Source organism: Paenibacillus sp. NRS-1781 (assembly GCF_050467745.1).
Taxonomy (GTDB): Bacteria; Bacillota; Bacilli; order Paenibacillales; family Paenibacillaceae; genus Paenibacillus; species Paenibacillus terrae_A.
Genome location: NZ_JBITPI010000039.1, coordinates 1 through 18,745 on the forward strand (window position 1 = coordinate 1; position 18,745 = coordinate 18,745).

The following is an 18,745-nucleotide window of genomic DNA, read 5'->3' on the forward strand; positions in this document are numbered from 1 at the left end:
TTGGTTTTAAAATCCGGTCCCGCCGCTTCCGTAACCAACCCGTCCGTATTATATTCAAAGGTGATCGCTTGCAATTTTCCTGTCAGCATACGGGTGATATTGCCATCCGTATCGTAAATATTGAGCGTCGTTCCTCCACTGGATTTCTCCAGCAACATGCGTCTGCCCAGCTCATCATACGAGTACAGATTCTTTTGCCCATCGGGATACTGAACGGTCTTCAAATTTCCGGCCAGATCATACATATAGCTGGTCTTTTGTCCCGATGGATCTGTCACGGAGGTCATTTGTCCCAGTGCATCGTAATCATAGGTCATACGTTGGCCGTTACCGTCTGTCCGGCTGGTGACCCTACCCGCATGATTGTAAGCGAACGACTCCAGCGGCTGAAAGGAGCCATTGTTAGCTTCTTGAGTGGAAGTCACACGACCTAAAGCATCCGATACCTCACGCACACGATAACCAGCCGCATCCGTATAAGTGACCGTACGATCTACCGCGTTGTACGCCACGGTATCTGTTGTTCCATCCGCATAGGTCGCCTTCACAGGCCGTCCAAAAGCATCGTAGACGTAGCGAGTGGTGGCTTGTTCCGCATCCGTGCTTTCTACCCTATTTCCGTGATCATCATAACCATATCCGTAAATCGCGTCATCCACCTGCTGCTGGAGCAGCTGTCCGAATGGATTATACAATCTTTCCGCGCTCACGCCATCCGGTCCGGTGACGGTGACATCGTTCGTATCATCCTTGTATACCACCACCGTTTGAGTGCCATTCGGATAAGTCACCTTCGTTACACGCCCCAACGCGTCATACACATAGGACTCCGTTTTGCGCTTGGCATCGGTTTGGGACTTAATTTCTCCGGTCGGATAGTAGTCATACGTATACTCAACACCTTTAGGCAAAAGCTGCCTTGTCGGGAGCTGAGAACCATAGGAAGATTTATAATCTATAGAAACATCCGTATCGTTTCTGTCGTCAATAAGAACCTTCTGACTGCTTACATTCCCTTTTGCATTGTAGAAAGTATAGCTGTGGGATAAAAGCTTCCCCTGCGCTGTGCCTTCATAGTTTTTTAGTTCATTCAATGTGCCCTCTGCTTTGTAGGTTCGAACGGTCGTTCCGGTTTTTCCTTCACTGATTTTCCTAACCGTCTGAACGGGTTGTACCCAGAAAAAAGGCTCACTCGAGGTTTTATACGTATGAACCGTCTCCGACCCCGTACTTTGGGATATTTTCAAAGGGAGACCATATTCATTGTAGTCATAGGAGGTCGTGACAGGCTCGGATGAAGAACCCCCCTCCGTATAGGACTCTCGCATTTGCGCAGGCAAATTCCAGTCCATGGCGTCCTTATACGTGTAGTCTACATGATACCCGGTGGAATCTCCCTCTTGATCATAACGGTTAAGAACCGATTTGTCGGGCGCATGCTCTCCTCTAAAGGTTTTACCGAAATGGAAGGTTTCCGTTGTACGTGTTCCTGTAGCAGTCACCGTCCATTCGGCGTTTTTGCCATAGCCGGCTAGATCCTCTCCCGAATAGGTGAAATCGGTTTGATTTAAAAAACGGTTACCTGCCGTTGTACTGTACACATCTGCGCGTGAAATCACTTTAAACACGCCTTGTGTACCGTATACGCCTATGCGCTTGTTGTAGGCTTCATAACGAATGTCAGTCATGGACGAAGTAGGTCGTGCAATTCGTGTGAGCAGCGCAGTTGTATTTTGCTGTAAGACCCCAGCTTTCCCTTCACGATCTGCTACCAAATTAAACGGAGCATCCATGAAGGTATACGTATAGCTGGTGCTTCTTGACAGGGAATCCAGAACTTCCGTGAGCACCTTGCTGCTTCCCTCGCCACTTTGACGATAGATGTACTGATGGTCCGTCCCCTGCTCCTTGACGACAAGTTGTCCGGCATTGTAAGTGAAGTCAAGCGCTCTGCCATCATTATTTCGAATCGAACGAAGGAGCTTAGATCCACCAGAACTTGAATAATCAAATTCCAACCGATTCTTATACGCATCCTGGATTAAAATCAAATAACCATCCTGATCGAGATAATAGTCGTTTCCGTTCAGCTCAGATATTTTGTATTCACTTCGTATTCCCTGCACGCTTGCGCTTTGATCTGTACTGATCTTCAGATCTTTGTATGCATATCCTTCAAGCTTCAAATCATTTTTCAGTTCATAGGAGCCTGTTCCCGGCATGTACAAATACCGTTTACCGCCCTGTTTCTGCATATGAGGAAGATCCCATTTCCAGCCTCGTCCCAGACTTGAAGCTGCTTCCTCCTCGCGGATGGCACTTGTGTTTGTATATCCCCCCTCATTTTGCTGCACACCAATCTGGTTATTGGCCAATGAACTGTTGTACACACGAGTCAGTGCAAAGGGCAATGACCCTGGCAGCACGAGGTCGGTATTTTGAACAACAAGCTGTCCAGAAGCGGTGGATACACTGTTGTCACCGTAATCCAGCCCATAACGCGAAGTATCATCACTTAACCTGCTTTGTGCAAGCGCTGCCTGATCCAAAGGAGCATACACATCTGTTGCAGCAGATACCTGTAGCAAGCTTTGTTTAAGTAAATCCTGCCCGATCAGGCCGTTTTCTTCTGGAATCGGTGCATACACGGAATCATGTACGCTGGGTACGGATGGTATACCTGCCTTAGTCGTCTCAGGAACCAGCGATGGTTCCTCACCCTGATCCAGCGATTTGGGACTTACCACTTCATCCTGAACGGGCGTTTCACCCGCCTTGAGCTCAGCCGACTCCTTGGACGGCTCCGTCTTCGCTTTTGTGCTCAATTCAAGCCCGTTTTGCTGTACCCACAAGGCAGGACTTTGTTCCGGTAATGAGTTTTCCCCGCCATCTTTTTGCCATGCTTTATAAATATCATATAAAGTATAGCCCTTGGATAACTGTGCATTGACCCAAGCCTGATCCTTGCCGGTTTGCTGTGCAAGCCATGCTCTGGTAATAATCTGTGGAGTGGAAGACGAAGAAGCCTGAGAAGCAGCAGCCTCTCCTTTCCCTCCCTCTCCATATGCCCATGTACTCCATGGACCCAGCAACATGACCACACATAATAGACTACAAATATAACGTTTAAACACATGCTCACCCCTATTTAATAATTGCCTGTAAATCTGGCTATCTGTTTTGCTGTCGAAGGATGGATATACATTTAAAATATAAAAGGAAATACCTTTTTCAGCCGCGAACTGACGTTTCCGTTTAAATCATACTGCAGCTCGATTTGATCTCCGGTGGAAAAAATAACTTTATTCAGACGGTTCCCTTTGCCGTATTCATATGAAGTATCCTTGCCAGGAGCCATATGCGCTGCCTTAATTACGGTTTGTAATGCGCCGCTATTGGCTTCTGTCAGCTTTACATAAACGGTTTGTCCTGCCTTCAACTCATACTCTAAAACAGTGAAATTCCAACCATATATTTGCTCTTGCTCTGTTGAGGAGACAAGCTGATTCGAAAAATCAGAGTCCGAAAATAAAGCTACAATAGGCTGCTGTTCAGCATAGTTGGATTTTTCCTTCACCGCAAAACGGTACATTCCGTCTTCTTTGGGCGTAAAACGATATTTCCCTTGCTGACCTACCGTAAAGTCAGCTTCCTTTTCTATGAGCTCAATGAGCTCGTCCAGCTTGCTATCATCTTTATTTTTCATAGCAAACACACGATAAGGCGCTCCAAAATTAACAGCAGGAGTAGCTGCTGCTACGGCAAGATGAATGTTTGCTTTACCTGGCACTTGCTGTAGATTATCTGTCGCCTCTTTATGTTCACGAATCACTTTTCCAGCCTGATCCGTAACGGTATACTGATACGTTCCACCAGCCGTCTTTGCATTCGTCAAGACAGGGGCTGCCTCGCTTCCGCGATTGATCCATAATTCCTGCTTTCCGCCGGACAAAGACGTTTTTAACAACGCCGGTTCTGTACCCGCTTCAGCCTTGATCTCATTTCCATAATTAAAAGTTACAGCCTGTGGTGAAGTCACAGTCACGACTAGCGTTTTTCCAGCTCCAAGTAAGATCATAGGCAACGAAACACTCATTCCTGCGTCATCCACCTTGGAATGAACACCGGTACCTTCTCCATATATGGCATAGTCATAGAGACGATTTTCACTTGCAGCATTGGAGGTCAGCGTAGAAGTCTCTGTACCTGTATTCACGAATACATAACTCTCTCCTTGATTAACGGTTACCTGACCTGCTGGAGCTTGGGCATCATCCACATCGAATATTCCTAATGGACCGCCAAACGTAACCGGTATATCCGATACAGAAGTAATCACCACGTAGCCACCAGCCTGTACTAGAGGCAATTGCGTTGTATCCTTCACTTGAGTGAAAGTTCCGTCTGCACGGTAATTGGTATAGCTCCACTTCATACCGTTGGCAGAAATGACATCCAGGGCTTTGTCTATAGAACTTACATTAATAAATCTCCGACTTTCTCCACGTTTTAGCGTAATTCGATGGAATGCCGCCTGCCCGCTGAGCAAAGCCTCTACTTTACTGCTATAACTAAAGGTGATTGGCCGATCTGATACATTGGTGACAATTGCTTCACCGCCCGCGACAATCTCCGGGTCTACTATATTGTTGAAATGATCTGATGTAAGTAAACGAAGTCCTCGATAGCTTGCAGAATCAAAGCGTGCATTCCCGCTACTTTTATCACGCCGCAATGAGTTCGATTGGCTATCATGATTCCGGAAAACATACGAATCCCCCGGTTCCAAAGTCGTTTGGCCGATACCATTGTCATCTTCGCTGGCCTTAAAGCTCCGATAGATACCACCAAAGGTAATCGGCGTGTCACTGGTTACCGTCACGCTGGCCTTTTTACCTGCACCAACCAGAAAGGTTGAGTGCCCAGTATTGCGTCTGGATTCCTCGATGCCGTTCGCTTTATACAGAACCACATCAAATTTGCCCTTAACGGTTGAAGCGGTGCTGTGAACATTCCTTAAATGATCACTAATATTCGTATAAGCATAACTTTCACCCTTCGATAAGGTTACGCGCAAAAAGGCAGGATCCTTGCTCGTTTCCCAGGAAAAATCGTCCGTATAATCAAATATAATCGGTCCTGGACCCATCACAGTCACAATGGCATAGCCTGAAGCTGGAATCATAGGACCAGCCTGGCTGTTAAAACCGTAGGAATTGACCGTTCCATCCGGCTTGTAAATAGCATAATCGAACAAGCTTCCTGCCTTTCTGGAGTTGTTGTAGATCGGGTTCATCAGCGTGCCGTTATTATGGAAAATGTAGCTCTTGCCTGCCTCAAACTCGACACGGCTGATCGCATCCCCGCCCACAGGACGGGCGATAAAGTTACGGTAAGGTGCGCCGTATGTAACCGGATTGGCCGTAACCTGGGTAATAACCGCGTATTTATCTACACCGACCTGCGGCTTGGCTGAAGTGCCAGTGCCACGCGAGGATTCCGTTCCATTGGACAGATACACAACATAGTCCAATTTATCCTTGGGTGTACCATCGCTTTCAATTGAGTCTAATCTGGTTCCAACATTAATAAACTGGTAGCTTTCTCCTTGGTTCAAGGTAACCCGTGCGTAAGCAGGTTCTCCGGTACTTTCTGTACTGTATTTTCCGTACGGTAAACCAAAGGTCACAGCATTTGAAGTGCTACCTGTAACGATCAGTTCCTCTCCTTCAGCCAAAGAGGGATGAGCAATGCTGTAAAGACCAGATGCAGCTAAAGTTCCATCTGCCTTGTATTTGGCAAAATCAAAACGGCGATTGTCCTTACTTGAACCATCATGCTGAATCGAACGGGCAGTCCATCCGTCATTTACGATCCGGTAACTCTCATTCTTAGAGACCGTAACACGTTCCAATGCCGGGCTCTCAGATGTGGTGTAGGTGAAGACATCCGTTATCTTTACGGTTAATACTGTTGTTCCTGTATTTGTAATAAATGCCGTACCTCCCCCAGGAACACCAATGGGACTTATGCCGTAATCCATATGGACAGTGCTGATATCTCCGTCCTCTTTGTAACTCACACTATCATACAGAATGCCTTTGGATTCAGACGCGTTACTGTATATGGATTTACTAATCGTATCTGTATTCTCAAATTCATACGTTTCCCCGGGATCAATAGGGATCGACGTATATTCCACGTTTGCCGCCAAGCTCATCATTAATGCGTTATAGACACTGTTTGTTGCAGAAGTGGACGGGGTGAAAGAAACCGTTCCTTCAGGAACCTCAAGTTCCTCCTGTGCCGTATCCGCTTGATCCAGTTGCATTCCGTCCCTTAAATCTTGTTCCTCCGCTCCTGCCACACCAGGCAAGCACAGCAAAGTGTTTGCTGCCAAAAGTGCTGTCAGAAACCATACCATTATCTTTTTACAAAACATCTGACTGGATAACCTTCTCTTGTCATTCAGGAAATAGTTGGGTATACTTCGATTCCCTATCCATTTCTCTTTCTTATAAGCCTTACAATCATAAAAAAAGAATATATTCCCTCCGATTCCATAAAAATAGACACAACTTAATATATCGGCCCCTTATACGCCCCTTTTCATAGGTCAAATGGACCTTATTTTCCATAAAGCGGTTAAGCCCATGGGATTAAAAGAAAATCAGGAGGGGAGTCACTTGCAAAGCCCCCTTCGGGTATAGTAGTATGTGGTTAAAAAAATCGGAGGATATATGCCTAAACAACAAGACAAACATTCCATTCAGGCGTGGTCTCTGATCAATCGCAAATATTTGGGAAAAGGTGTGCGCGTCAAACGTTTTCGCAAGCCGACACGCTGTCAAGTGCGCAATCGTGTTCTGCTAGCCGTTTTGATGGCTAATGACATTAAACTGTCTCAGCTTGCCGAGCAGCTTTCCATTTCCTCCCGTAGCGTCAGCGCGTGGGTATATGAAGGCCGTATTCCCGGCAACACTAATCTGGAAAAAGCTTGTAACACACTTGGGTATCCGCACCATATTCTGTTTAATGAAGAGGTTGTCCGGCGTTCACCGCTCATCTGTCAGCCATCACCGTCCCGTTTTATGAAACGGACTGTGACTCGTTCCCCGGTCAAAAACCGGATTTTGGCGGGTCTATGTATGGTCCATGATATTTCGGTGACCGATGTCAGTCATTGGATTGGCGTTCATCCCGGCACATTTCGAAAATGGTTGCACCAGGGTACCGTTCCTTCTCAAACCTTCCAGGATCAGGCGGAACAGTTTTTCCGTATTCCGAAGTCCATTTTGTTTGCTGATGCCATGCTGAAAAAGTGAGAATGCCCGTTAAACCTAAACTTCTGTACTTTACCTGAAAGTCTATGAAAGGAACGCATTACCATCTTTCATCCCATAAGACTTTCGCCAATTTCAAATCACGGAATATAAGAACAAAAAAAGCACAGTCTGCCGTTTTCTCGGCGTACTGTGCTTTTTTAGATACCTCACCTTTTAAGAATGAGTGCTTGCCGCTTCTGTAGAACGTCCGGCTTCTTCCTTAATCGCCTTCAGCTTCTTCATCACCGGATTGCCTCCACGTCCAAAGTAGTCGTGAAGAAGGCTGTATTCCTCGTACAGCTTATCATAGACGGCCGCGTTCTCTGGGATCGGCTTGAAGCTCTCGTCCCGTACACGAGCCATATGGCGCGCTGCTTCGACGATATCATCATACCCTCCGGCTTCTGCTCCCGCTGCCACTGCCGCGAACATCGCTGCGCCTAGCGCAGGGGTTTGGGTAGAAGCCGCCACTTTGATCTCCCGTCCAGTTACATCCGCATAAATTTGCATCAAAAGACGGTTTTTCTGCGGTAATCCACCGCATGCGTACAATACATCTACCGGAACGCCGTTGTTATGGAACGCATCGACGATTTTACGTGTGCCGAACGCTGTGGCTTCCAGCAATGTACGATACACTTCCTCCGGCTTCGTCAGCAGCGTATAGCCAACAATGAGACCTGTCAGATTCGTGTCTACCAGCACAGAACGGTTGCCGTTCCACCAATCCAGCGCAAGCAATCCGGTTTCGCCCGGTTTGTACGCAGCCGCTTTGCGCTCCAGCCACACATGAACGTTCACGCCTTCTGCCGCAGCCTGCTCCTTCACTTCACCTGGAACAGCATGCTCAACGAACCATGCGAAAATGTCTCCTACGGCCGATTGACCAGCCTCATAGCCGTAATAGCCCGGAATAATTCCGTTTTCTACAACGCCGCACATACCTTCAACTTCTTTTTCTTCCTCACCGAGCAGCATATGACAAATAGAGGTGCCCATCGCCATAACCAGCTTCCCTGGTGTCACGACTCCTACCGCCGGAACAGCCGCATGTGCATCCACGTTACCCACGGCTACCGCAGTTCCCGGGTTCAGCCCGAGCTTGGCAGCCATGTCCTCTGTTAATCCACCTGCACGGCTACCCAAGTCATAAATCTCACCACGCAGCTTCGTATCCGTCAGGTTTTCCAGCCGAGGATCAAGTGCTTTGAAAAATTCGCGATCCGGATAACCGTCACGATGATGGTAAATGGACTTGTAGCCTGCTGTACATTGATTGCGTTTCAGCTCTCCACTAAGCTGGGAAATAACCCAGTCGGTCGCTTCTACAAAGCGATCGGTCTGATCATAAATATCCGGCGCCTCGTTCAGAATTTGCCAAATTTTTGCGATCATCCATTCGGATGAAATTTTACCACCATAACGAGGCTGAAATGCCTCTCCGCGTTGTGTGGCAATTTCATTCAGACGATCCGCTTCATCCTGCGCTGCATGGTGCTTCCACAGTTTTACCCAGCTATGCGGGTTATCCTTCAGGTTCTCGTCAAAGCACAATGGTTGTCCCTGCGCATCAATTGGCAGCATCGTACATGCTGTAAAATCAATGCCGATCCCGATGATGTCGTCCGGAGAAATCCCCGTCTCCTTCATGACAGCAGGTACAGAAGTCGTCAGCACTTCAATATAGTCAGCCGGATGCTCCAGCGCCCAGTCCATTTCCAGCTTGCGTCCGCTGCCAGGCAGCACTTCATCAATAACCCCATGGCGATAAGGTGTTACGTGTGTAGCAATTTCAGCTCCGTTAGAGAGGTCAACAATGACCGCACGCCCGGACTCTGTTCCATAATCGACACCAATGGTATACTTGCTCATTTGTGTGTCTCCTCCTTTTTCGTTTGACCATAGTAAGCATTCGCTCCATGCTTGCGCAGAAAATGCTTATCCAGCAGCGCCTGATCCATAGAGGTTAATTCCGGGTTCAGTGCGAAGGAACGGTACGCCATCTTGGCTACTTCCTCCAGCACCACCGCATTATGAACGGCATCATCGGCATTTTTCCCCCAAGCGAACGGTGCATGCTGATTAACGAGTACACCTGGAATATCCGCCGGACTAATATCCTGAAACGTCTCAATAATCACATGTCCCGTCTCCCACTCATACTCCCCGGCAATTTCCTCTGAAGTCATCGCGCGAGTACACGGAATCGCTCCATAAAAATAATCACCCTGTGTTGTCCCTAATGCCGGAATCGCGCGTCCTGCCTGTGCCCAGCTTGTGGCCCAAGAGGAATGTGTGTGTACAATACCGCCGATTTGCGGAAAAGCACGGTACAGCGCCAGATGTGTAGGTGTATCCGATGAAGGACGAAGGTCACCCTCAACAATATCGCCTTGCAAATTGAGTACGACCAATTGCTCTGCTTTCAGCTCCTCATAGGCTACACCACTTGGCTTGATTACAACCAGTCCCTGCTCACGGTCGATACCGCTTACATTTCCCCACGTAAAAGTAACCAGACCATGCTTGGGAAGAGCCAGATTGGCCTCCCATACTTCCTGTTTCAACTGTTCTAACATGTATAAAACACTCCTTTTACTATCATTTCTGAAATCTGCAATGGAAGTGCTAAACCCAGCTTCAAATGGAAAACCTCAAGAGGCTCATAATGGCCCTTATCCTTGGTTCCGCTTTCATTATACACTTGTACGTACAACTTAGCCAGTGTTTTTTTATACGTTTTTTCACTTCATACCTGTCTATGTTTTCAGAAAAAACATAGCAAAAACAGCCTATTTTCTGCAATCCAGAAAATAGGCTGTCCTGTACGGCTAGTGAGCGGGCCGATATGCTATGAGGTGTTAGAACTACATTTTATCCAACTTGTCCTTACATGTATCCAAATAAAAACTTACCCCTATTTATTAGGTTCTTTATACGTCACTGGCAACAGGACCCGTAGATTCACGGATAATCAGCTCAGGTGGAATAATCCACTGGCGATCCTCTTCGCGGAAGCCCTTTTCTTCAATCATCGACAATATCGTATCAGCGGCGCGAAGCCCCAGTTCTTCTTTGGGATGGCGGATTGTAGTTAGCTTGATTTCCGTTGCCGTTGCCAAAAAAGAGTCATCAAACCCTACCAGCGACAAATCGCCCGGAATGCTTAGACCCGCCGAACGCACAATGTCCAGCAAACGCACAGCCAGCTCGTCATTATAGGTTACCCATCCGGTAGGACGCTCTTCCGGCTCCATACTCAGCAGTGTTGACGCACGCTGTAACGGAACCTCATTTTTTTCTTCTGTCCGGTAGGTGGTCACTGCATTCGGATGCAGCGTAACCCCATATTTGCGGTGGGCGGCCACAAATCCCTTCATACGAAAAATTCCCTGCATATCATCTGTCTTGAAAAACCCGGCTAACCGACGATGACCCAGCTTAATCAGATGCTCAGCCGCTAAAAACCCGCCCTTCTCATCATCTACACGCAGACATGGCGCATCCATTTCCTCATACCGCGCATTAATCATTAAATAAGGAATTTGGCGGTTTTCCACGGTCAGGTAATAATTGAGATTGGGGTTGCGTTCCCCACTTTTCGTCGGCTCAATAATAATCCCGCTTAATGGCTGGCTAAGCAGCATTTCCAAGCACTGCCGTTCCTGATCGGGGTCATTGCCTGTGCTTGACAGCAGCAGCTTATAGCCCTGACGACTTAATTTGGATTCAATTCCCTGCACAATCGACGGAAAAATATAATCCGATATATAGGTCGTAACGACCCCGATGGTCCGTGGGTCCTCGGGCTGCTTGCTATCCCGTGTGGCGACAAAGGTCCCCTTGCCCTGCATGCGAAACAGCCAACCTTCCTGTACCAGCTCACCTAACGCCTGACGCACGGTTTGCCGACTAACCGCAAATTGCTCAGACATTTCATGCTCAGAAGGAAGCTGGCTTTGAGGCTCCAGCCTGGATGAATGAATCCATGACAAAATTTCCTGTTTAACCTGTATATATTTGGGCGCCATATTTTCCTCCGTCACTTGCAATATCGTGTACCCTTTTGTATTTCACGATTATAGCATATCGTTCATTTGTACATACAAATGTTACAGGAGCAGGATATCGTTGTATAGCTGCCGGAGGCGTAAACCCATTCGCTAATCCCTTCCATGTTACAAGTGCTTGGTTATCCTGTCTAAATACCGCTTGTGTACAGGTGCATTTTATGAGCGAAGCAATTGATGATCGTTCATATACTTGAGCCCTGTATAGCGATTGCGCAGAGTATGAGCCGTACGAAGTGCGCGCGCAAGCTGCTCCTCGGTTACGCCCAGCTCGGCAATCGTAGACGGACCACCGACCTGAGTCAGCCATGCACGCATCTGCTCTGACGTGGGCAAGGTTCGATATACCTCCAAAGCATCCACAGCTTGGCTGGCAGCCAGGTCCCTGTACAAGTCCGCCAGTAAAGCAGAAGCTACACCCACTTTGGCACCATGCAAAACTTGCTTGCGCCCCTCCGCAATAAAATCCATTTCAATGCGGTGTGAAATGTGGTGCTCTCCCCCCGATGCTGGACGGGAATGATCAATCATCAGCATGGAAATGCCGGATGCGATCAGCGCGTTCATCAGCACTTCCACACCTGCCTGGCTACCCTCCGCAATCTCATCCACATGCTCTACACAGGCCCGCAGCGCCTCCTCCGTGATTCGATTAGCCAAAGGCGAATACGGTTCGCCCCCCAAATCCCTGGACACCTGCCAATCGGCTAATGAGGTGAATTTCCCGAGCATATCGCCAAAACCTGCGGCAGTCATCGCTTGTGGCGCATTCGCCAGTACGGACAGATCAGCAAAGATCGCTTCCGGCGGAACAGCCTGAAATGTCTGCTTGCTGCCGCCCACAATCAACGGCGCACCTGCCGATGTGAATCCATCCACAGAAGCGGCCGTCGGCACCGATAGGAACGGGCGATTCATTTTATAGCATGCGAAGCGAACCAGATCATGAATAGTGCCGGAGCCTACAGCCAGTACAGCCTGACTCTCATCTGCCACACCCAACAACACCTTTACGATATAGCCTTCATCTGCAATCACATCCCCCACAGCATTGGGAGGCAGCCGAACCACATCGACCACCAAGCCTGCGTCACGTATGAGTTGTGCCACCTTTTCCCCTGCCGCCGCAGAGGTGTATTCATCCTCTACCAGCGTCACATGATGGTAATTCTGTTGCTTCAAATAAGGGACAACGGCTTCAAGCGCCCCATCACGCACCTCAATGAACAATTCTACCTTACGGTAAGGGTGATCGGTGTTGTTTGCTTGTGCCTCTTGGTTCCACTGCTTGATCTGCTCATTCATATTCATTTCATCTACCTCCTGAAAAGGAATAATTTGCTCAAGAATGATTCATACTGTTAAAAAGATTCTCTTTGAAAACGATTTCCATTTAATTGTACGCACAAGTTCCTGTACAAGTCCAGATGAAAAGTACAAGTTGCTTTGCAAATCCTGATTTCGAAAGGAAAAATGCTTATGAAATTCAGAACAGACATCGCTTGCGCACTCGGTTTACTGGCAGGCACAACCTTTGGCAGTGGTATTGCTTTTTTATTCGGCTGGCAAGCCTATCAGGCTTTGACCTCCGTAGCTGTCTTCGGCGTTACCGGGATCATGATTACCATCGCTGTTTTTCGTGTGCTTCATCACAAATCGGTTTCTACGTCAGATCCCCGATAGTCTCAGCTACTGAAACAAGAACACTTCGCTTGTACGGCACCATTCCGCCCACTCCGTTTGCATGTACCTTTTTTAGTTCAGCTTATATACATTTGCCTAACATATGAGGAATTTGCATAAATCCTGATATAAAAAAACGGGCCTCACAAGCGATTTATTTCGCTTGTAAGTGCCCGCTTTTATTGTGTGTGTAGTACAATTCGCTACAATTGCCGATCAGCCATGATGCTACTGAATATCTGGATTTACATCCAATTCATAATCAATTTCATCAAACCCGAATCCAAACAACTGAAGGAAATCCAGACGATATTGGTCAAGGTCGCCCCGTTCAGACACATTTTCTGTAGTAATCCCGGACCAAGCCTCTTGAACAGCCTGCTGGACATCCGCTCTCATTTCCCAGTTGTCCAGACGAATGCGCCCTTCATCATCGGTTTCCACTGTCGCTCCACTATATAGCTTCCCGAACAGACGCTGCGCTTGCTCGATACAGCCCTCATGCAAGCCCTTTTCCTTCATAACCTTAAACAGCAAGGAAATATACAGAGGTACAACTGGAATAGCCGAGCTGGATTGTGTAACCAAAGCTTTATTTACTGAAACGTAGGCTTTTCCAGCGTAACGCTCCAGTTGCTTCGTTAAGGTATGCGCAGTGGCCTCCAAGTCATTTTTGGCTTGGCCAATGGTTCCTTTACGGTAAATGGCCTCCGTGATCGCTGGACCAATATACGAGTAAGCCAGTGTGGTTACCCCTTCTGCCAGCAGATCAGCTTCTTCCAGCGCTTTTAGCCATAAGGACCAATCTTCGCCTCCCATTACCGTTATCGTATTTTCGATTTCCTCTTCCGTAGCCGGCTCCAGCGTAATCTCCGATACGACACCTGTATTGGTATTCACCGTTTTATCAGAAAAAGACTGTCCGATGGGCTTGAGAACAGAGTTGAAGGTTTCACCTGTATCAGGATGCGTCCGTCGTGGTGAGGCGACACTATACACAATTAGATCTACCTTGCCCAGCTTTTCCTTAATCAGCTTCAACGTCTCCTGCTTGATTTCATGGGAAAAAGCGTCACCATTAATGCTTTCTGCTATGTAGCCAGCCGCTCTAGCCGATTCCTCAAAGGCTACAGTGTTGTACCATCCAGCCGAGGCTGTGCGTCCTTCTGAAGCGGGGCGTTCATAGGATACACCTATGGTATCGGCTCTCATACCAAAGCTGGCAGCAATACGGGAAGCCAGTCCATAGCCGGTGGAAGCTCCGATCACAAGCACCTTTTTGGCCCCTTGTATTGAAGGATTTTCTTTGATGTAGTTGATTTGACGATTGACATGAGCCGCACATCCTCCTGGATGCGCAGTAGTACAGATAAAGCCACGGATTTTCGGTTTAATTATCATTTCAAGGGTCCCCCTACTTTGGCATTCATTTAATATAGATGGAATGGTTGTCCAGTCCTAACTATATAGCAAATCAGCTTTAGGCTCAACCTTTTACGGGCGTAATACAGCAGTCAACAAGACTCTAAGAACATCTGTGAGTTCCTTCCACTGCAAGCCGTGAGATTCCGGGCAATCCACACAGGGCATGAGCGTTTTGTCAAGTACATCTGCATCCAGGTGAAGCCAAAAACCGTCAACCTCTCGCTGATAAATGAAATCATTCAAAATTTCCGCAGGTCTGGTACCCCCTTCCCGAAGAGAGCGTTCCGCACTGAAGCAGGTAATGCCTTCCGTCTTTGCCTCTTCTATAATGCTCTGCTCCGGATCTGATTCGCGATAGCCGAAGGTCAGGGCATTGGAACTTTGAATATAAGGTTTTCGATTTTCCAGATTGGTTAACATATCTGTTCCTTTACCCGTAACAATAGCCAGGTCCATACCAGCCACAACGGCTTTATCTCTATTTCCTTTATGATAATAATCTGGATGTGCGTCCATATATGATCCCTACTATGAAGAACCGGAACGGCTTGACAGTCCGGAGCAATTAAATGATTTGCTACAAAAGTATGGAGTGTTATGCGATGAAACGGTAGCTCTGAAGGAACTAACAGCCGTGCGTGCTTACCGCGACAAACTGCGCGATTTGATTATGAGTGGAAGTGATGAACAACTGGGAGAGTTTTTGACGGAGAGTGAATTGCATTCCCCCCTGCGCCCACGATTAAATGCACAGGGAGACGGCAGCTTTCGTTATGTGTACAGTCCATCTGATAAAAACACAGGCAGCTTGGCCGACCGTATGCTGGCGGTCTGTTCGCGTACGCTCGGAAGAGAGCTGACCCTGTACGGAAGACCAAGACTCAAAGTCTGCGTTTCAGATCCTTGTCGTGAAATATTTTCTGATCATTCTAAAAACGGACTACAGCGGTTCTGTAGCAAACGGTGCTCTACCCGTTATCATGTCAAGAAACACCGGGAATCACAATGAAATACACGCTCAGGTAAATGACTAATGCTACGTTCATCCCTTGGGTATTGCCACCCCATTATAGATAACAGAAAAGGTTCATCATTGCTACAATGAGCAATGATGAACCTTTTCTGTTAATGATGCGGTCGAGAGGACTCGAACCTCCACGGGGGTTAGCCCACACGGACCTGAACCGTGCGCGTCTGCCAATTCCGCCACGACCGCATAATATGTATTCATTCCGATGTCTAGTTATGTAGCAGGACCATAAATACGTCTAATACATATAATCACCGTAATTAAGATTATAGCGCCCGTAGAGAATAAAAGCAAGCCATTTTTATATAATGTTTTCTATAGATAATTCCCCAAAACATGTGAAAACAACTGGATTTCTCATACCATATATGGTAATATGGACGCATCAGGAAAGGAGGTGCGTCAACATTAGTAATCAGATGTTGAACGTGTCCCTTACCCGGTCCGCCATTCTCTAATTTTCAGAGATGACGGAGGCGCGGGATACGGATCAATGCTTTAAATAAGCGCCACGGGTAGAAAGACCGTCTTCGGACGGTCTTTTTTATGTTAAACATCACATTATCGTAACAAGATTACATACTGGGAAAAGAGGTCATTCTATGTCTATTCGACCGGGGAATGTGGAAGAGTTTAAAGAATTATCAGCTATATGGCTGGAAGCTTCCATAGAGGCCCATCATTTTATTGATCCACAATATTGGACATCATAGGTTGGCGAAATGGAAGATAAATACCTTCCTCTAGCTCAAAACTACGTTATTATACAGGACGATCACACTATTGGTGGCTTCGTTTCCATGATAGATGGGTATTTGGCAGCTTTGTTTATACGTGTAGGTTCCCAGCGAAAAGGCTATGGCAAGTTAATACTAGATTGGGTTAAGAAGCAATATGATCAGATCCAATTGAAGGTATATCCGTCCAACACAAAGGCATTAAACTTTTATACCAAAAATGGCTTTATCATTCAAGAGGAATCGGTTGATCCAGCAACCCGTGAAAAGGAATTTGTAATGGTTTGGACAAAGCACAATTAACATTAAAGCTACATTATCTCAATGAAGCCAAAGGGCTCTGCTCCCGTAAATACGGTAAAAGCAGAGTTTTTATATTTTACATACACTAATATATACGTTCTCTCATTTCAGCCCGTAAACCTCGGTATATAAAATTTGTTTAAACGGCGCAAAATCCTGTTCTGTCAGCACATACGGATAGCTCATAATTTGAAGCCTCAGATCGGTCTGTCCTTCCCTCAAAGGAGGCTGTACATACTCAAAATCATTGAGATGGAATCCCAAGCGTTCATAAAAACCAATTCTTCTCCGAGTCCATTCATCCTCAGGTGGCTCAACCTCCAGCACTACTGGTTTATCGGACTGTGAAATAAATCTGCTCATGAGCTTTTTACCTAAACCGCCACCACGTATAGCCTGATCTACCGCAATATGCTCTACAAACCGAAAGTGTGTAAATTCCCAGCCTGCCAGAAAAGCGATCGTATGCCCTTGCTCATCCTTTTCCGTGATTAAGCGATAACAAGGATGAGTAAGCAGTGCCTTTTGCGATGCATATATTCTGCATTCCGTTTCAGGAAAAGAGGCTTCCATAATCGCATACACTTGTGAGAATTCAAGTTCATTCATTTTATACTGCCAGCTCCTTTAATGATTATGTTATTTCATACCTTGTGTAATTCCGTAAGCGTCAGCAAAATATGCTCCAATAGCTCCGGGATATCCTCCATCTGATCTTCATTAATTTGTCTGGAAAATTGAAGCTCAATCTTGTTTTGGTATGTAGCTGCCTTTTCCCCGTAAATAAAGCTGAGCGTTTGGACTGGCCTAAGATCCGGCTTCCAAATTTGCGTCAATACATCTTCAATCTGGCTGCACTGTGTTTCAATCTCACGAATCTCCATATAGAAGCTAAGCAGCAGCACACATCCGGGGATTTGATCTTCGATCTCCAAAATTTCTGCAGCCAGGTTATTTAAATCTGCATTTAAGCGAATTTCTGCCGTCACACCGGGTCGTTCCCTCAGCCTGAACTGTATAGCGAATTCACGCGACATCACGGACATTTCCAATCGGTCGATCCGTTGCGTGATTTCAATACGTGAATCCAGACTATCCAGATCGTATACTGCATTTTCCATACCTACTTTTAAATTATCAAAAACCGTCGGGTCAAACATGTTCATTTCACCTCTGCCTGTCATTCCATATGTTTCATACATTTACATTCAAATAGGTTTCCAATCCAATGAGTATATCATAAATATTTGCAGCCAAGAAATTCACCGAATTTCCAGCAAAAAAAGCTCTGATCATGTATTCCATTTTGAGCTGTTAGTACATACTTCATTTCCTTTCAACATAACTTCCTTAGATTTTACTTCTGAGGGATGAAAAAATACACCTTTGTAACAAAATGTTCTATTATATTTATTTTATTGATAAATATACCATTTTATTGTTTCAATTTACTGGGAAATCATATACAATTGAACTGAGTTCTATTACTAATATATTCATATTAATGAATATAAATCCCAAAAAGAGAGGTCGCTTATTCATGAAAAAAACGTTGTTAGCTTCATTAGGTCTGACACTTATGTTAAGTTCTTCTGCCGGAATCGCTTTAGCCGAAGAAGCAAATCCTGTACCAGTAGCAAAGGAATCATCTCTTGCCTCTGTACTTGAATATCATGAACAGGAGCCAAATGATAGTTTTGAACAAGCTAACTATTATTTTATAGGTGATGGTGTCATTGGAACCCTCGGGGAAAAAGTACAAGGAACTTGGGAAAACTACGATGTATTTACATTTAAGGCTTTTCAATCAAACAATGTTCAATTTACAATTCAGGGAGATAGATATTCTGATTCTTGGTTAGAACTAAAAATTTACGATAGTAACGGTAAATATGTTACACGATCAAGAGACGGTCAATATTTTCTTAATGTAAATCTTGAAAAAGGTAAGAACTACTACTTTACCGTCAATGCGTTTGGACTTCAGCCTGGAGGACATATATTTGACTATAAAATCTCTTCTGAAGTTGTAAAATAGACTAATTAAATTTATGTAACTTTCCAAATAGTTAAATTATTATTTACTGCCTGCTGTTGTGTTGGATACATACAAAAGGCGCGTACAAAAATAAAAAACTCTAACTACACCAAGAGCCTCGCCCCTATCTCAAG

Annotated in this window: 15 protein-coding genes and 1 tRNA gene; 5 read left to right on the forward strand and 11 right to left on the reverse strand. The window is 46.0% G+C overall.

What is annotated here, in order from left to right:
- Together ACIFO6_RS14665 and ACIFO6_RS14670 are read right to left on the reverse strand one after the other, a co-directional pair.
- A partial coding sequence (locus tag ACIFO6_RS14665; RefSeq protein ID WP_430041397.1) for a DUF6531 domain-containing protein occupies nt 1–3,134 on the reverse strand: 3,134 nt, incomplete at its 3' end.
- Nucleotides 3,135–3,205: 71 nt separating this feature from the next.
- Complete coding sequence (locus ACIFO6_RS14670) at nt 3,206–6,400, reverse strand: hypothetical protein (protein WP_430041400.1); 3,195 nt, start codon at nt 6,398–6,400, stop codon at nt 3,206–3,208.
- 340 nt (nt 6,401–6,740) lie between these two features.
- Here ACIFO6_RS14670 and ACIFO6_RS14675 point away from each other — a divergent pair, with 340 nt between their 5' ends.
- Nucleotides 6,741–7,325, forward strand: a complete 585-nt coding sequence (locus ACIFO6_RS14675; protein WP_430041402.1) for a helix-turn-helix domain-containing protein — start codon at nt 6,741–6,743, stop codon at nt 7,323–7,325.
- 174 nt (nt 7,326–7,499) lie between these two features.
- Here ACIFO6_RS14675 and ACIFO6_RS14680 read toward each other — a convergent pair whose 3' ends face one another.
- The 4 genes from ACIFO6_RS14680 to ACIFO6_RS14695 form a co-directional block, all read right to left on the reverse strand.
- Nucleotides 7,500–9,197 carry a ribulokinase gene (locus tag ACIFO6_RS14680; protein ID WP_430041404.1) on the reverse strand — a complete coding sequence of 566 codons (1,698 nt, stop codon included), beginning with the start codon at nt 9,195–9,197 and terminating at the stop codon, nt 7,500–7,502.
- Complete coding sequence (gene araD / locus ACIFO6_RS14685) at nt 9,194–9,904, reverse strand: L-ribulose-5-phosphate 4-epimerase (protein ID WP_430041405.1); 711 nt, start codon at nt 9,902–9,904, stop codon at nt 9,194–9,196. The genes ACIFO6_RS14680 and araD overlap by 4 nt, the downstream gene beginning before the upstream one ends.
- Before the next feature lie 354 nt (nt 9,905–10,258).
- Nucleotides 10,259–11,356 carry a GntR family transcriptional regulator gene (locus ACIFO6_RS14690; protein WP_430041407.1) on the reverse strand — a complete coding sequence of 366 codons (1,098 nt, stop codon included), beginning with the start codon at nt 11,354–11,356 and terminating at the stop codon, nt 10,259–10,261.
- A 198-nt stretch (nt 11,357–11,554) separates the two neighbouring features.
- The gene (locus ACIFO6_RS14695) at nt 11,555–12,706 is read right to left on the reverse strand and encodes a sn-glycerol-1-phosphate dehydrogenase (protein ID WP_430041408.1); all 1,152 of its coding nucleotides are present in this window, start codon (nt 12,704–12,706) and stop codon (nt 11,555–11,557) included.
- 168 nt (nt 12,707–12,874) lie between these two features.
- Between ACIFO6_RS14695 and ACIFO6_RS14700 the strand changes: the two genes are divergently transcribed.
- On the forward strand, nt 12,875–13,078 hold the full coding sequence (locus ACIFO6_RS14700) for a hypothetical protein (protein WP_430041410.1): 204 nt from the start codon (nt 12,875–12,877) through the stop codon (nt 13,076–13,078).
- Nucleotides 13,079–13,306: 228 nt separating this feature from the next.
- On the opposite strand, the gene fabV is transcribed toward ACIFO6_RS14700, so the two are convergent.
- A complete protein-coding gene (fabV, locus tag ACIFO6_RS14705; RefSeq protein ID WP_430041412.1) occupies nt 13,307–14,479 on the reverse strand; it encodes an enoyl-ACP reductase FabV in 1,173 nt (390 codons plus the stop codon).
- A 93-nt stretch (nt 14,480–14,572) separates the two neighbouring features.
- On the reverse strand, nt 14,573–15,019 hold the full coding sequence (locus ACIFO6_RS14710) for an arginase family protein (RefSeq protein ID WP_430041414.1): 447 nt from the start codon (nt 15,017–15,019) through the stop codon (nt 14,573–14,575).
- Here ACIFO6_RS14710 and ACIFO6_RS14715 point away from each other — a divergent pair.
- The gene (locus tag ACIFO6_RS14715) at nt 15,018–15,512 is read left to right on the forward strand and encodes a CGNR zinc finger domain-containing protein (RefSeq protein WP_430041492.1); all 495 of its coding nucleotides are present in this window, start codon (nt 15,018–15,020) and stop codon (nt 15,510–15,512) included. The genes ACIFO6_RS14710 and ACIFO6_RS14715 overlap by 2 nt on opposite strands.
- A 123-nt stretch (nt 15,513–15,635) precedes the next feature.
- Here ACIFO6_RS14715 and ACIFO6_RS14720 read toward each other — a convergent pair.
- Nucleotides 15,636–15,719 (reverse strand) — tRNA-Leu (locus tag ACIFO6_RS14720).
- A 536-nt stretch (nt 15,720–16,255) separates the two neighbouring features.
- Between ACIFO6_RS14720 and ACIFO6_RS14725 the strand changes: the two genes are divergently transcribed.
- Nucleotides 16,256–16,573 (forward strand): GNAT family N-acetyltransferase, encoded by a 318-nt coding sequence (locus ACIFO6_RS14725; RefSeq protein ID WP_430041416.1) that lies wholly within the window; start codon nt 16,256–16,258, stop codon nt 16,571–16,573.
- 102 nt (nt 16,574–16,675) lie between these two features.
- On the opposite strand, the gene ACIFO6_RS14730 is transcribed toward ACIFO6_RS14725, so the two are convergent.
- Nucleotides 16,676–17,182 carry a GNAT family N-acetyltransferase gene (locus tag ACIFO6_RS14730; protein ID WP_430041418.1) on the reverse strand — a complete coding sequence of 169 codons (507 nt, stop codon included), beginning with the start codon at nt 17,180–17,182 and terminating at the stop codon, nt 16,676–16,678.
- Between the two features lie 35 nt (nt 17,183–17,217).
- On the reverse strand, nt 17,218–17,733 hold the full coding sequence (locus ACIFO6_RS14735; protein WP_430041494.1) for a hypothetical protein: 516 nt from the start codon (nt 17,731–17,733) through the stop codon (nt 17,218–17,220).
- Nucleotides 17,734–18,113: 380 nt separating this feature from the next.
- Between ACIFO6_RS14735 and ACIFO6_RS14740 the strand changes: the two genes are divergently transcribed.
- Nucleotides 18,114–18,611 carry a hypothetical protein gene (locus tag ACIFO6_RS14740; protein ID WP_430041419.1) on the forward strand — a complete coding sequence of 166 codons (498 nt, stop codon included), beginning with the start codon at nt 18,114–18,116 and terminating at the stop codon, nt 18,609–18,611.
- The last annotated feature ends 134 nt before the right edge of the window (nt 18,612–18,745 follow it).